This is a genomic window from Aeribacillus composti, assembly GCF_031760945.1.
GTDB classification, from domain to species: domain Bacteria; phylum Bacillota; class Bacilli; order Bacillales; family Aeribacillaceae; genus Aeribacillus; species Aeribacillus composti.
Window position 1 is genome coordinate 3135689 of sequence record NZ_CP134501.1, and the last position, 15736, is coordinate 3151424.

At 36.6% G+C, this 15736-nt stretch carries 13 protein-coding genes and 3 pseudogenes; 5 read left to right on the forward strand and 11 right to left on the reverse strand.

Going from position 1 to position 15736, the window contains the following annotated elements; genetic code table 11:
- Positions 1 to 218 precede the first annotated feature (218 nt).
- Positions 219 to 321: pseudogene (locus RI196_RS18750) on the forward strand (IS3 family transposase); the annotation flags it as partial.
- 194 nt (positions 322 to 515) lie between these two features.
- Here the strand turns inward: RI196_RS18750 and RI196_RS15315 are convergent.
- Positions 516 to 1274, reverse strand: a complete 759-nt coding sequence (locus tag RI196_RS15315) for a MerR family transcriptional regulator (RefSeq protein WP_311066465.1) — start codon at positions 1272 to 1274, stop codon at positions 516 to 518.
- A gap of 254 nt (positions 1275 to 1528) precedes the next feature.
- On the opposite strand from RI196_RS15315, the gene RI196_RS15320 reads away from it, so the two are divergent.
- Both RI196_RS15320 and RI196_RS15325 read left to right on the forward strand, forming a co-directional pair.
- Positions 1529 to 2155, forward strand: a complete 627-nt coding sequence (locus tag RI196_RS15320) for a hypothetical protein (protein ID WP_311066466.1) — start codon at positions 1529 to 1531, stop codon at positions 2153 to 2155.
- A complete protein-coding gene (locus RI196_RS15325) occupies positions 2148 to 2732 on the forward strand; it encodes a DUF1648 domain-containing protein (RefSeq protein WP_311066467.1) in 585 nt (194 codons plus the stop codon). The genes RI196_RS15320 and RI196_RS15325 overlap by 8 nt, the downstream gene beginning before the upstream one ends.
- A 31-nt stretch (positions 2733 to 2763) precedes the next feature.
- Here the strand turns inward: RI196_RS15325 and RI196_RS15330 are convergent, their stop codons facing one another.
- From RI196_RS15330 to RI196_RS15365, 9 genes and pseudogenes are all read right to left on the reverse strand, one after another.
- A complete protein-coding gene (locus tag RI196_RS15330) occupies positions 2764 to 2856 on the reverse strand; it encodes a DinB family protein (protein WP_311067366.1) in 93 nt (30 codons plus the stop codon).
- A gap of 92 nt (positions 2857 to 2948) precedes the next feature.
- Positions 2949 to 3086, reverse strand: a pseudogene (locus tag RI196_RS18630) (DinB family protein); the annotation flags it as partial.
- Positions 3087 to 3091: 5 nt separating this feature from the next.
- Positions 3092 to 3547 (reverse strand): DUF3237 domain-containing protein, encoded by a 456-nt coding sequence (locus RI196_RS15335; RefSeq protein ID WP_311066468.1) that lies wholly within the window; start codon positions 3545 to 3547, stop codon positions 3092 to 3094.
- Positions 3548 to 3655: 108 nt separating this feature from the next.
- Complete coding sequence (locus RI196_RS15340; protein WP_066247353.1) at positions 3656 to 5011, reverse strand: MFS transporter; 1356 nt, start codon at positions 5009 to 5011, stop codon at positions 3656 to 3658.
- A 460-nt stretch (positions 5012 to 5471) separates the two neighbouring features.
- Positions 5472 to 7187, reverse strand: coding sequence for a M56 family metallopeptidase (locus RI196_RS15345; RefSeq protein ID WP_311066469.1), 1716 nt, complete (start codon positions 7185 to 7187; stop codon positions 5472 to 5474).
- A 534-nt stretch (positions 7188 to 7721) separates the two neighbouring features.
- Positions 7722 to 8048 carry a YnfA family protein gene (locus RI196_RS15350; protein WP_044895977.1) on the reverse strand — a complete coding sequence of 109 codons (327 nt, stop codon included), beginning with the start codon at positions 8046 to 8048 and terminating at the stop codon, positions 7722 to 7724.
- Positions 8049 to 8062: 14 nt separating this feature from the next.
- Positions 8063 to 8893, reverse strand: a complete 831-nt coding sequence (locus RI196_RS15355) for a DUF1835 domain-containing protein (RefSeq protein ID WP_311066470.1) — start codon at positions 8891 to 8893, stop codon at positions 8063 to 8065.
- Between the two features lie 30 nt (positions 8894 to 8923).
- On the reverse strand, positions 8924 to 9442 hold the full coding sequence (locus RI196_RS15360; protein WP_144598223.1) for a general stress protein: 519 nt from the start codon (positions 9440 to 9442) through the stop codon (positions 8924 to 8926).
- A gap of 982 nt (positions 9443 to 10424) precedes the next feature.
- Positions 10425 to 11309: a diacylglycerol/lipid kinase family protein gene (locus RI196_RS15365; RefSeq protein WP_066247365.1), complete on the reverse strand. Its 885-nt coding sequence runs from the start codon at positions 11307 to 11309 to the stop codon at positions 10425 to 10427.
- A gap of 677 nt (positions 11310 to 11986) precedes the next feature.
- On the opposite strand from RI196_RS15365, the gene RI196_RS15370 reads away from it, so the two are divergent.
- Together RI196_RS15370 and RI196_RS15375 are read left to right on the forward strand one after the other, a co-directional pair.
- The gene (locus RI196_RS15370; protein ID WP_242513796.1) at positions 11987 to 12469 is read left to right on the forward strand and encodes a hypothetical protein; all 483 of its coding nucleotides are present in this window, start codon (positions 11987 to 11989) and stop codon (positions 12467 to 12469) included.
- Between the two features lie 869 nt (positions 12470 to 13338).
- Positions 13339 to 14192: pseudogene (locus RI196_RS15375) on the forward strand (class II aldolase/adducin family protein); the annotation flags it as partial.
- 239 nt (positions 14193 to 14431) lie between these two features.
- Here RI196_RS15375 and RI196_RS15380 read toward each other — a convergent pair.
- Entirely contained in the window at positions 14432 to 15484 is a 1053-nt protein-coding gene (locus RI196_RS15380; RefSeq protein ID WP_066247374.1) for a 2,3-butanediol dehydrogenase, read from the reverse strand.
- Positions 15485 to 15736: the final 252 nt, after the last annotated feature.

The following is a 15736-nucleotide window of genomic DNA, read 5'->3' on the forward strand; positions in this document are numbered from 1 at the left end:
AGTGTTGCAGTATATCTTTATCAAAATTTTGAATAAATATACATATATGTGATCTATCCATCAAGGGCTTGACATGGATCCTCTATACCCATGATTCTTTAGCCAAGCGCCAGCTTCAACAGTTTTGGCAAAACCAAAAAAGTTATCATGGCTCCTCCTCCATGTAAAGCCCCATTGCAAATCACTGCATAAGGATTTCACTTTTATTTTGCAAAAAACAAGTTGACGGCATCTATGGTTACCGTCGAATGACTTTGAATATAAATCGAAAGCTTAGTCAGAACTTCAATCACAAACGAATTTATAGACTGATGAAAGTTGCCGGTATGCAATCTGTTATTCAAAAAAAGAAGAAATCTTATAAGTGATCTACCCCTCAGCATGTTGCAGAAAATATATTGAATCGTGAATTCACAGCGGAAAAGCCAAATGAAAAATGGGTAGCTGATGTCACAGAATTAAAATATGGTTCATCAAAGAAAGCATTCCAAAGACCGAATTGTAAAAAATTCTTTTCAATTCATGGTATAAATTCGAACTGCATCCCTTAAAAATTCCGCTGCTCCAAGATATTTTTTATCATAATACGCTTTAAATCTTTCATCTGCTACATACATCTCTGTTACTCCTCTATGAGCTTCCTTCGCATAATGATCCCAAAAATAGCAGAGCCATTGACGATGCAAATCAGCTGCCTTCTGTGCCAGCTCACTCGCTGGATCTCCAGTTACAAATGCTTTATTCAGTGTATTCAAGACCTCTTCCTCAAGGTGTTTCAGCTGTTCGAACTGCTCTTTTGTCATGTTTTTCAGTTTTTGATTAGATCGATCGACGACTTCGTCTCCATATTTTTCTCTAACTTCATACCCATATTTTCTTTCATTTTCTTCAATTAATTTTTGTTTAAAAGCTTCAAATTTCTCTTTATCGTTCATCGTGATCCTTCCTTCCTTTGCCGCTATTGTTTTCTCCACATTTGCGATTAATGAATTTAGCTGCCTGCGTTTTGCAAGAAGCTTTTCGCGGTGTTCCTTTAAAGCTTTCATGCTGTCGAAGGATGGTGAATTGATGATTTTTTTAATTGTATCTAAATCAACTCCAAGCTCTCGATAAAAAAGAATTTGCTGCAGTTTATCAACCTCTTTTTCCCCATATATGCGATATCCGGATGAATTGATTTTCGCTGGCATAAGAAGCCCAATTTCATTGTAATATCGCAATGTCCGTGTTGTAACTCCGGTCAACTCTGCTAATTGTTTTACCGTATATTCCATCCTTTCACCTCCTGACAAGATCATCATAAACCTTTACGCAACGTCAATGTACAGAGAAAAATTAATGTTATAATAAACATAATATTGAGAAAATAATATAAGGCTGTGATCACTTAGTGTTTTTACAAAAAAATATCCTCAATGCTATCTCTTATGTTAAACCCAAATTAACCGGCGCCGGATTCTCACTGTTTATTTTTTTTACTGTTTTTTTCATTGCAGCTGATTTTGACTTGTATGGAGTTTCAAAAGATTTGAATAACCCTTTTCTTTGGAGCATTTTTTACGGATACGGAATAATTTGTTCTATTTTTATTGACCTGCTGGCTGTGAAAATTCCTAAAATCACTGGAACCATTAAAATTGCCTTTTACGTTTTGGCAGGATATCTCTTTTTTTTGCCTTTCGGATGGATGATGGTGATTGTTGGCGGAACAGTTGGAGCTCTTTGTTCATTAGTTTTTTATTTTGGAACATACATGGCGCGAAAAAACGCATTTTTTAAATATATTTTTGCAATCTGTGCTCCGTTTATTTTGTGTATTATTTTAAACACGGATTTTACTGTAAAAAAAGATTGGCGCGAATGGAAAAGGAATTCAAGCTATATCGCACTTTTCGACTATTTCCACGGAGAACACGCCATTCCGATTTATGCGGAAAAAGGTCAAACGATTACGTTTTCCGTTAAAATTCAAAACAATAACGGAGGCGGACATGGTTTTCATGTATTGAACAAAGACGGTGACGTTGTCGCCATGAAAGAAGTCGACGAAAGCACATATCAAATCAAAGCGGCAGAAAAAAGCATCTACCATATCATCGTCACAGGCGACAAACTGAAAGGAAGCTTTACAGTTACTTGGGATGTAAATGAGTAATAGAATCCTGCAGCTGCGATTAAATGAAACACAACAAACGGTGAATACGTATGAAAACATCGATAATGGAAAAACGGAGGTTTTCTCTGTGGAGAAAAAAAAGAAAATTGAAAATGTTCTTTTGACACTTTCAATTATTGGGCTTTCAGCAATGTTCATTTACGTCATTTTCATTTGGGAGCATTTGCCGGATACTATACCACGGCATTTCAATTTCAAAGGCGAACCGGATGGATTCGGCGGAAAAGGCTTCATTCTTGTTCTGCCTTTTACAGGACTAGGAATATTTGTCTTGACAACATTATTGTCCCGCATTCCCGACGCATTTTATTATCAGTACAATGCTACAAAAGAACAAAAAAAGCTTCTTTATAATCAAGGAAGGATTTTCATCCGTTTATTGCAAGCAGAAGTAGTCTATTTCTTTTTATTCGGGGTCTGGCGAACTGCTCAAGTCGCACTCGGAAAAGCAGATGGACTTGGAGTCTTCCCGCTTTATATTTTCTTAATTGTCATACTAGGGACATCGATTTATTTTGCCTTCCGCACAAACAAAGTTCTGAAAGAAACCAGATGACATCAGTTCGATGATCATCTGGTTCATTTCATCAACCGCGCATCACAAAACGTAGAAGGGCCGTATTCCCCATTTCCCGCACATAGACGAACAACTGTCCTTTATGGTGGATTTCATGATCCATCGCAGTTTGCAATCATTGCGATCCAGACATTTTCGCTCAAAAATTTTGGAAAGATCGACTTGGCGATCTAGATCCTCATTCGTCACGGATTCTAGCAGGCTTTTTGTTCTTTCAGTATACATTTCTGCTAGTTTTTTTAAGTCTTTTTCCGTCTCTTTCAATTTTTCGCCAAATACATCCGGATTTCCGGTTTTCACTGTTTTTGCAAATCGATAAAAGGCCGATAACATATGAATTAAAGAATTTGATAAAATGCTACTTGTACTTCGGACGGTTTTCTAATTCCTTCTCCTACAAATATCATCTTGTTAAGGAAATCATACTTTTTATTACCTACTTCAAAAACGGGAGATGTTTTAAAATAATACGAGTCTTGTGGAACTTCCTCGCCGCAAATCAACTTATTCATAATTTCTTTCGGTCCGTGCCTATATCCTTTATTAACTACATAAATAGGCACTCCGTCGTCTGTTTCAATTGTATAATGGGCTAACAGTTCCGTCACCCCATCTTTTCGTATTAATTGGTAATCGGCTCCTCCGGAAAGTACTCTTCCCTTTATGTTAGGGCCTTCAAATCTTCCACCAATAATCGGAATAACCCTCCTTATCCCTAATCCAACATCACCAATAATAATCGGCTCTTCTACCTTTATGCTGGCAGTTAACAGATGCTCTATTTTTATTGGCATTTTTCTTTCACCTTCCAAAGTTGAGCGACTTTATTTTTTACAAATCGCTTTACCGCTAAGAATAATTTCAAATCCCGAAGAAAATATCTCCTCGGGACTTTACAAAAATTATTTTTCAACGGCTACATCTTCATTGATTATCTCAGATTGTTTTTTCTCTTTGTAATAGACTGAATGCTGCTCTTGAATGAACAATACTGCTAAACCGCCAAGCACTGCTGCACTGGCAATAGCTGCAAAATTATATTGCGGCTGTAAATTTAATGAAAGTAAAATCCCGACAAATGTAGGGGCAACTATTCCGCCTAAACGGCCAAATGCCATTGTACTTCCTACAGCTGTTGAACGCATATTAGTAGGATAATATTGAGAAACGAATGCGTTCGCCATATTTTGAACCCCGACGGATGCTGCACCAATAACAGAAATCAGGGCAAAAGCGATGAATGTACTGTTGGCAAAACCGATTAAAGATAGTGCAATGGCTCCACAGAAAAACAATGGAACAAGCACTTTTTTAAAGCCTAGCCGGTCAACTATAGGGCCGAAAACAACTGTTCCGACAATCGCTCCAATTTGCATGACAGCAGTAAATGCAAGGCTTGAGCTTAAATCATAGCCAACTTCCATCATAAGGCGCGGCAGCCATGTATTCATGGAATAAATCAATACAAATGCGCTAAAGCAGGAAATCCAGAACATAACGGTGCTGAATGCACGTTTTTCCTCAAACAAACTGACAATAGGCGATCCCGCTTCTTTCACTTTTTCCTTTTTTTCAAATTCCCCATCGCTGCTAATTCCCGGCTCAATTTTGGCAAGAATTTTTTTAGCTTCTTCTTCCTTTCCTTTTTCCAAAAGAAAGTCGATGGATTCTGGAACACTTTTCAACAAGAAAGGAATGAACAATAAGGGAATTCCGCCTACCCAATATACTGACTCCCATCCAACTGTAGGAAGGAGCTGCCTGCTTGTAAGCGCTGCTAGAATAGCTCCTGCAGAATAACCGCAAAAAATGAATGAAACAATTGCTGTGCGAACCCGTCGCGGTGAATATTCAGTTGCTATTGCAACGACATTAGGCATAACTCCGCCTAGACCAACACCTGCAATGACGCGAAAGATCGTAAATAAGACAGGATTTGCTGCAAAACCTGCGAGCAGCGTGAAAAAGCTAAACAAGAACGTAGTCAACAAAATAATATTTTTTCGCCCTATTTTATCCGATAGCAATCCAAACAAAACAGCACCGATTGCTGTTCCGACAACTGTATAGCTGCCAATAGCCCCGGCAGTGACATCCGAAATTCCCCATTCCTTAATAAGCAGCGGGACAGAAGCACCGTAAATGACAACATCAAATCCGTCAAACATAATAACGATAAATAACCAGAAAATCAGCCAAATATGGAATGAATGAATGCGGCTGTTGTCAATTACGTTCATTGGGTTAATCCGTTTCATATTATGATAGACCTCCTCATCAAAAATTTTTTGTATTTCACATTTTAAGTAAGCGTTTGCAATTTATCTGAAACACCTCTCTTTTACTTAATATTTTGAATTATCTTTAAGTTGATTGTAGCATCTCATTATCATAATTGTTATCTACTTATTGTAGAAAAAAACACATTCATTTTCCTAAATTATGTGGTCAAATCTGCAGAAAAGAAGATTGACAAATACTCTTCTATTTCTCACTCTGACTGCTAGCGGACCAAATTGGTTTTCGTCTTCCATTACGATTTTCCCGGCATTGGGAAAAGGTGAAGACAAAAAGATTATGATCAGCGGATACCCATAAAATACAAAAAGCCGGCACTCAAAATGCCGACTCAATATGAAAATTCGTCACATTTTCTCGTATGGGGGTTATGTTTGTATCGTTTAATTTTTAATAAGCATTTCAAACGATAAAAATGATTCACATGCTTTCCATTTTATTCTTTTTATCAGGAAGCGATTCGTAAAAACGCTCTTTCCACCACTTTCGTATTTTTTTCATGTTCCATTCCGTTCCAGTTTCCTTTAAAGATTGAATACGCCAATACATTGGCGGGTGGATCATAAATTGAAATTCTAGAAATCTGAAAAACCATGAATCCCGCTCAATCGATGAATTTTTTTCTTCATTACTTAAATTGTAGCGTTGTGCTTTGTATGTCAACTCATCTTGTTTTACAGCTAAAGCAGTTAAACCGTCTGCCATTTGATCATTTCCGTTGTCAAGCCATATAGCCCCTAAATGATCTGCCCGCACTTCCATCCATTGCAAAAGAAGAGACTGGATAAGAGGAAGGAATAAAATAAGAACAAAAACAATGTAAAAAAGAAGAGACTCATTTCTTAGTAGAAAAGAATGGTATAACCAGTAAATAAATAAAACAATTACTAAAAGCGCAAGTATACGTATAATTTGACCGATCATGACATCCCGTTTTTTTACATGCACAGCTTCATGAGCAAAAACCGCTTCGATTGCTTCCAACGGAAGCTTTAACGTTTCCGACGTTAATACGATCATTGATCGACCGATGTTTGCCCCAGCTGCAAAACCGTTTAATTCATTCGCCTCTGTTTGAAAAACTTTCACATCAGAAATTCCAGCCCGACTTAGCACTTTGTCTGCAACAGCTAAAACATTTGGATCATCTATCTCTTTCACGTCTAATGCAATTTTTAATAATCGATCAGAAATGTAAAGATTAAATATCCACAAAACAATGACCGCAATCGTGATCGCCCAAATAGGAACCTTTAGCAGTGATAAGATAACAGTCAATGTCGTGTAGGCGCCGACTCCTTTGACGGAAATGGCAAAGTACATTTTGCCGAGAAGTCTTTTTATATTTTTTTTATGATAAAATGGAAGCACTTCAACTTGTGCAATTTCCGACGGTAGTTCCTTTTCTTCCCGGCTTTCAATGGTCGTAAGCCAAGAAGTGTTTTTAGCATTAAAATAGACAGTTTCGCCTGAAAATACTAGCTTTAATGTTTTTCCCATACTTGTCGTGAAATCTTCATTTGTTGAAAACATCGTAAATAATGGGAATAATTTAAGTACATCAACATTTGACTCGAGCTTTGCTTCCGAAAGTTCTGAAAGCGGATATCGTTTCGCTGTGATGTTCGATAATATGTAAATACAATTTGTTTCTTTGCTGAAATACACTTCAAGGTTTCGATAAAGAACAGCTTTTTTTAACAATTGACAAATCATTACAACATTCGTATATAACAAAATGAGAGACCAAACAGAATCGTATGAATTGAAAACAAAATATAAGACAGATAGACCAATGAATGTCATCGCAAATGCCGCATCAACCCAAACCCGACTCGAATGTTTATTGAGTTCAATCTTTTCAATTTCCACTCTGTTTGCTTCATTTTTTATTTTTTCGTAACCCGATTCATGGGAAAACGTGATTAAACACATAAGAAAAGAGTATCCAAAGCTAGACATCGCTCTAATTGTAAAACCTAATTCATATGCTATAAATAAATAGACTGCAAGAACAGATAACAGTACGATTTCTATCACCAATAACGGAAAAAAGGATATCCGCTTTTTCAACCAAACATGCAAAAAACCAGCTAACACTCCTCCAAGCATAATCAATACCAACGCCCAGATCATGAGCACACCCCGTTTTTTTTATATTCCTTACATATGTATTAACGTTTTTTTTCTATAAAAGTTTCTAAAAAATTGAATTCCTCGCTTCACCAATTCAACAGCAGGGGCTTCCTAAGAACGCCAGCAATCTTTTTATATACTAAAAAAATTGCAATAGCTTGACATTAAGGAGATTTTCGTCCATTTTTTAAAGACTCGTTGGATTGGTCGGGAATGGGAGCGATCTGTTATTCAAATAAAACAAAAAAATCATTTTGATTGCACCTTCCGCCACGCTTGTTGCCATTATTCAGAGCCTGTAATATCTCTGAAGTGTAACGGCAAGCTGAAGCCTTTATTAAAAAATCGCACATTATCGGCATCACCGGAAAAAAGTCATTCAGCATAACGCTAAAACTGTCAATTAATTAGGATGCCATACTCCCTATACGGAATTTGTCTTGCTCATGCTCGATATGTTCCGAGAAAGCTTACTCACTCGCACATTATTTAATTGCAGCTATTCTATTAAAAATCCCTATCAGAATGGACAGTCTAATGTCTTGGACCCCAAAGCATGATTGAAACTCCAATTAAACAAATGCCTGCTCCGATCCAATCGTAAATATCAGGAGTTTTTTTATCAACCCACCATCCCCACAAAACAGAAAGAATAATAAACACGCCGCCATAAGCGGCATATACTCTACCGAATGTAGGAAAGTTTTGCAAAGTAGGGATCAGCCCATATAGAACCAAGATCATACTACCAATAACTCCGTACAAGTAGTGTTTTCCTTCACGTATCCATAGCCAGACTAAGTACCCTCCGCCAATTTCAGCTAAACCAGCAAGAATAAATAAAATAATGGCGTAAATCATATTTCACCACTTTCCTATCGCAATTTAACACTATAGAAGGCCATAGCTTCCAGACTGCCTTCCATTTCAAAAGCTCTCTTTTCAATCAGCTTTCTTAGCCGATATTCCAAGAATTCATCTCCTACATATTGGTCTAGATGCCCCAGTACTTCACCGATTAATCTAACTGATTTTATAAAATCCTTCGTCTTCATTTCATTATGCAGCTTTTTCGCTCTGTTTATTATGAAAAGATCATAATAATCTTCCGAAACGCTGTGTATCGTTCCGTTTTGCCAAATTCGCAATACTTCGCGAGTATTTGCAAGAGCGAGCCATTCCTTTTCAAAACTCTCTCTTTCATGCTGGGAAAGAGGCGGTTCATTTTTACTTTGTTCATATATGAATCGAAGCTTTTCAGGAGGAATTTCACCTGTATCCAAAACAGTATATTTTTCTTTTCGTTTCTTAAAAAGCTCGCCATATACCTTTGTCGTGTTGATGAGGAAGATGTCATTATTTTTATTCTTCAATAGATATAAAACAAATCGCAATCCGGTCTGTTCATGAGCGTTGTCAGAAATCCATATCATAATAGGTGATCCTTCTGGAATCGCTGTTATTTCATTGACTGTTTTTTGAAAGTTTTGTTCATACTCATGAAACTCATTGTATGCATCCGTCAAATTATTTTTTATCCAATGAAATCTCGCTTCTTTTCCAATGTCTTCATGCAGTCTCCAGATCGGACCTACCGAGAATGTTTCCCAAAAAGAAATGACGCGCTCTTTTTTCTCCACATCTAAATCCCTTAAGACCATTTTTAAACTTCCCGAAGGTGAAGCGCCAAGCAGAATATGTATCATTTATAATCTTCCTTCCGCTATCTTATTACTTTATCCTAATCTTTCAAAGTCTTTACGTAAACACGATTTTTTCAGCTTTTTCGACTTTAAGAGGTACTTCATATCAGAAAAATTGTCATATGAAAGCTGAATATGAAAATAGTTTATATACTCAAGTATGGCAAAAACATAAATAAATCCCGCTATGTACAATCCTGTTGCAGGTACCGACGGATACCATCTGACTAGATCGACAAAAAACATGAAAGGCGAAATGATGATAAACAGTGTATTCCATTTCTTTATATTTTTTAATCGATGGACGATATAAGCAGGAGTTATGGCAGTATTTTCTTTTTTTAATCGCTTCCATTTTGCAAACCAATACACACTACCCTGAAATAAGAGAAACTCTAACAGAAAAAACGAAATCCAAAAAGAGTACAGCGAATATAAATGCAAATGGGCAAAGACTTTATTCCAAATGAAACTAATGATAAAAAAAATGACTGCTGCCATTGCCTCCCCAGTATATAAATAGAAAAATCTCTTCTCCAATTTTCCCCTCAAGTGCATCACCTAGTTCCTTCGTCTCGGATGGCTGATTAATCGTTAAGGATGTAAATACGGTATAGCACCATTTTCATACGTCTCAGCTCTTGTTTTGTTTCACTAGATGCTGTATTCATTGATATTTAACGGAGAAACTTTATGTGCTTTTCGCACCGAACAATCCTAATTTTCCATTGCCAACATCTAGGACACAACTTGAATCGCAGTGTTTAAAAATTGACTAAGGTACTTTATTTTTTAATAAAAAATGGGTTAAAATTCTGAATTGATTCATTGCCCTTTTCCATGAAAATGTTTTATCATTTTTTTACTTTCTCCTATTTTTTGATTGAACGATCAAGAGCCTTCTCTTCAAACTATTTATTGGCAAATAATTTAAATTGCAACAATTTTACAATGAGAAGTGAGCAAAACATTATTTTGGATCCACGAACATATTCTCGTTCTAAATAAAGTTAGATTAAAAAAGAGACACAGATTAATATAGTAATAGACTAAAATCCATAAAAAATGCGTTATGAGTAAGCTGTAATCATCAAACAGTTCGTTAGCGAAATCAAATGTACAAACGCTCATGAACTCTGAGAAAAAATACAAACTTGTACGAAAAATATCAGAAACTCGCCACATCTTCCAAAAATTTTTATTTTCTGACTTTTTCGGTGTAAAACTAATATATCTGCAATGTTGAAAAGATTAAAATTTATTATATTTACAAACATTCAGTAAATAACTTTTGCATTTAAAGTCCAATAACGATTTTATAATTCCCCAATTTTCAAATTGATAATAAAGCTATCTTAAGAAAATCTTTTTATTGAGAGACATTTACATCCCTTATAAGTTAACAAGAAAAGACTTGGAATGCATGTGTATTAAATTGTTTTTCCATTTTTATACTAATTATGGTGAATGACTTCCCAAACAGAAATACCTAAGTCGTGTTCTCACTAAGATCATTCATCTTTACAACCACTATTTAAATGATAAGCAACCCACCTCTTTGAATCGTCACACTCATCGGAGTTTTAGTGAGAATCTCGCCATCTCCTTGCACAATAACAGGTAAATCGGAGATAACTTCCACTTGTTTCCCTGTTATCATAGTTACACCAGGATGTAGTATATGTTTGCCTTTAAACGCCTTTGGAAAAGTGCGCAACAGCTCCCATTTATTCATGCCGTGTACTATACAAATGTCAAATAGTCCATCATTATAACAAGCATTTGGACATATTTTAATACCTCCGCCATAGTTTGAGATATTGGCAATTGCAATTAACCATACATTACAAAAAACTAGTTTCTCCCCATCAACCATTAATTGAATGCTGACAGGACGATATTTTAATAAAACATGCAAGAAGCTAAGTCCATATGAAAGATTACCTAATCTAATAAAATTCAGCCAATTTTTATATTTCGAGCCATTGTTTATCTCGGCGACTTTACCGTCAAAACCGATCCCCATTACAGTAATGAAGTATTCGTTGCCAATTCTTCCAATATCAATTTTTCTTTGTTTTCCCATTAAAATACGTTTTAAAGCCTTTTTATAGTCCTTTGGTATATCAAGAGCCCTTGCAAAATCGTTTCCCGATCCTGCAGGAATAACACCCAAAGGTATATTCGAATTGATTAACCCGTTAGCAACATCATGGATTGTACCATCTCCTCCTACGGCTACAACAGCATAACATTTTTCAGAAGACAACTCCTTAGCAATTTCTGCTGCATGTTTTGGACGATTGGTAAAGCGCACTTGATAATTTATCTGTTTTTCTTGAAGCAACTTTTCAGTCTTTTTCCAAACTTTTAATCCTTTTCCGTTTCCTGAGATTTTATTGACGATAAAATAATACATACTAAAGATCTTTCCTTTATTAAAGATATGAAAGTTTTATATATTATGCCAAAACCGTTTTATTTGGCATGGTTTTATCATCTCCACATTCACTTCGTTTAGAGGTGGGCGTTTCTCGATGAAGCTTCTGTACAGAAGAAGGTTGTCAGAAGTTTTCTAGATGGATTAGAAAGCAACAACTGCTTGTTTGCCGATTAAGCGGTCCAACCACTTTCCTGCTTGGTTACCCAATCCGTTGATACATTCATCTCGTTTGCACATTCAAATGGAAGATGTTCCCATGCACTGTCTTGCCAAGTTTTTTGTAAATTCTCTATCTATTTTATTACAATTTTCTCCTATTTACAGGAATCTATTCACACAACTCAATTTATGCTGTCAATGTGAAAAATCCCCAATGACCGTCGGCTATCACTTGAAATACAAGGAATTGATCTTTGTTTTTTCCTAAGTTTACTGGCAATCCTTTAAAAAATTTTTTGATGAGTAACAAAAGACAAAAGAAAAAACTTCTTTACTATCTTTGCAGAAAAAATGAATGAGACATAGATTGAAGGAGTTGTCTTATGTTGCAAAAGGGATGATTGCTTGACATATCCAATAAAATGTTATTTTTTGTAACAAAGAAAAATTAGGTGAATACAATATAATCGAATTTCAGGAAAGGAGAAATCAATATGCAATATGATTATAACTTGAACTATGCTTATAACCTAGATCAACAAGTTCCATATGCGAATCCTCAGGAGCCGTATGAAGAAAATATGCATTATCGGGATCATTATGATCACCATGTGAGCAAGCATGATTTTTGCAAAAGACATAAGCATTATTACGTCTTGCTGGAAATGGACGATGGAAAAATGTATGATGGCATTATTGATAAAGCCGATAATGATCATGCCTATTTATTAGTACCTATTGGCGACCAACGAGAAGAAGATAACGAAGAAGAAAGACAATTTGGCTTTGGTGGATTCGGAGGTCCTTTTGGTGGATTCGGAGGTCCTTTCGGAGGATTCGGATCTCCTTTCGGTGGATTCGGAGGTCCTTTCGGTGGATTTGGAGGGTTTGGGCATTTCCCATTTCGTTTTCGGAGATTTAGGAGATTCCGATTCCCGTTTTCAAGGATTCGTCGTTTTTCATTTCCGTTTTCTTAAGTTAATACATTTATGTGGTCGGCAGCTTCCTTATGGAGTTGCCCGTTTTTTGCTTGAAAATTTGCTCCGCTTATATTGAAGCTATACTATTGTACACCCCTTGATTTAATTTCCTGCTACCACATATAATTTCCATTTATCCATCCGTTAAGTGTTTTGCGGCTTGTTCCAAAAACAATTTTTATTCTGATCTGCCGCCTTTTGTTTGGATTTACGCTTAACAGAATTAAGCGGTGGAAATAGAGTACGGATTTGCTTCAAGTACTGATCGGAGAGTGGTTTTTGCACTAATATTGGCTTGGCATTCTATTTTTATTAGTACAAAAAAATTTTGATGTTATCGTTATCATCAATATTTGCTAACTAAATGTCGTTTACGTCCTTTACGGTACCGTCAAGAATTTTGTGTGTAATGCAAGATAGATAGGGCAGTCTCCTGTTTGGAAAGGAAGAATCCCTTTTCCCCTTTTTTTAATATAATAATATGGTTAAATGTAGCCATTTACAAACATATTCGCTGAGTTTCGATGGTAGCTTCTATGCCGTTCCTCCTGTTAGATTTCGAGGAAATTTTTGATTTCTTCCTTCATAATCAGTTCTAGCTATGGGAGACTAACCTTTTTTGATTGCTGCAGCACCATCATAAGTTTCATAACAGCCTCTGCAAGTACGGTATAATCTGAACTTTTAAATTCATTTAAATATATCATTGGCCCAATAACAACTTTTACTGGCTTTCGAATCCACTTTTTCGCATCTAGACAAATAATCGCAACCGGAAGAACAGGCGCTCCTGTTTTTAACCCGAAAAAGCTACCCCTTTTTTTCGGATTGACACTTTCCCCGTTTTTACATCTTTTACCTTCAGGAAATCAGCCTATCCGTATTTAATCAGGTCTTTAGCAAATCATTTATGTATATCTTAGATAACGATAATGAAACAACAGATATTTATTTTCTTACACCTAAACAAGGTATTTATAAATTGGAGTATAGAAAAGGAGAAGAAGAAACATTTTTTAAACAAATTTTTGAAAGATTGGAACCGCTCGCAGCTTCGCAGTTAGTCATTGACAATAATTTTTATGATGATCTTCCGGAAGAGATGTGGAACGGAGATGAGATTACGAGATCATTAAGCGAATACGGAAAAAAGCTTGATCGCATGAATTTACTTCCCGCTCCATTTCCATTGGAGGAATACCTTACACCTCGTGATCTCCGTCATCTAAAAAAACTTTACGGATTAGGAGGTCTAAGCTATGGAAACCTCAGTGCCAGACGGGACAGTGAAAGCTTTTGGATGAGTGCAAGCGGAATTAACAAAGCAGATATGAAAACAGTTGGTGAAGATTTTCTCTTAATAAGTGGATACGATCCTGATAAAAATGCCATGAAAGTAAGCGTTCCTCCGAATATAACACCAAAAAGGGCATCTGTCGACGCTATTGAGCACTGGATGATTTATAAAGAGCACCCGGAGGTAGGAGCGATTGTACATGTTCATGCTTGGATGGACGGCATAAAGGCTACAGAGATTAACTATCCTTGTGGAACAATTGAACTTGCAAAAACGGTGGCTGAACTTGTCCGAGCTTCAAAAGAGCCTTCTAAAGCTATTATTGGTCTTAAAAACCATGGACTAACCATAACTGGCGCTGATTTAGATGACATCTTTGAACGTATCGAAGGCAAAATTATCCCTCAAGTACCGATGTCTTAACGTATTTACATGTTTTTGAACCAACGGAATTTTTATGGAATGATAAAGGCTCATGAAAAAATTTGGATAGAGAGAGGGGATTTAACCTTACTTATTTGTTTGTATATATTTTCAAGCATCGGCAAATCCCCTGCAACTTTCTCCCTGCTTGCCAAACGGTGCACGCGTTTTTCGCATTGCATCCATCTATTGAAGCTTCAGCTTGTCCGCACCGTTTTCTCCCTACTCAATTTAAATGTTTATTCTGGTTTTACCAAAATTTTCACTTGGTCTTTTTCTTTTATCAGCGTTTCAAATCCTTCTGCTACAATATCATTTAGCTTAATTCGTTTCGTAACGAGTTTTTCTGCTTGGAAGTAGCCTCGTTTCATTAATTCCATTACAGCAGGGAAGATATCACGGTATGCAATAATTCCTTTTACGTTTCTTTCTTTTAATACGATATTATTTGGCTGAATGCCCGCTTCTTTTTCCCATATGCTAACGATGACTGTTTCTCCTTCAAATGCAGTGCTGTCAATAGCTTGTTGCAAAACAGCCGGTATTCCCGTTACTTCAAACGCAACGTCGACTCCGCCATCGGTTAATTCATGAAGCTTTTGAACCGGATCTTCCTCTATTGGATTGATGACAGATGTAGCACCGAGTTCTTTCGCTTTTTGCAAACGTTCTTTGGAAACTTCTACTGCATAAATTTCTGAAGTGCCAGCTGCTTTTAATGCTTCAATCACAAGAAGACCTATAGGACCTGTTCCAAACACAGCGGCTTTATCACCAGGTTTGATTTTGCTTAATCTAACAGCATGCAAGGCTACAGCCGCAGGCTCCACCAATGCTCCTTGTTCATAAGAAAGACCTTCAGGCATTTTATGCACCATATGCTCATCAACGACAGTATACTCAGAGAATCCGCCGCCGCCACCGGATAAACCGTGGAATCCTAAAGATTCGCAAAGATTGTACTTACCTTTTTTACAAGCTGGGCATTCTCCACAGCGAAGAATAGGTTCTACAACGACAGGATCCCCAACCTTTACTTTCGTAACACCTTCTCCAACTTCAACTACTTGACCAGAAAATTCGTGGCCCATGATAATAGGCGCCACATCTTTACTGACAGGATGAGGCTCTTGAACAGGAACAAAAATTGGACCTGCCGCATATTCGTGTAAATCGCTTCCGCAAATTCCTGCCCATTCTACTTTAATTTTTACTTTTCCTTTCCCTGCTTTCGGTTCTTCTACTTCCTCTACTCGAATGTCTCTAGCGTTGTGCCATCTTGCTGCTTTCATTTCATTTCCCCTCCCAATTTTATAATCGCTTTCATTGTATCATTTTTTAGTCCTATTTTTATCATATCGAAAAAATTCGATATTATTTTATAAATGAAATTGCTTATTTTGTGATTGGCTCTTTTTCAAACCATGATATGTACAAGCTTCATGGAACAGGATTGCATATTTGTCATGCGGCAATTACCATGATCATGAGGTCAGCTCAAGCCTTAAATTACAAAAATATCTCATTATAAAAGTCAGCCCTCT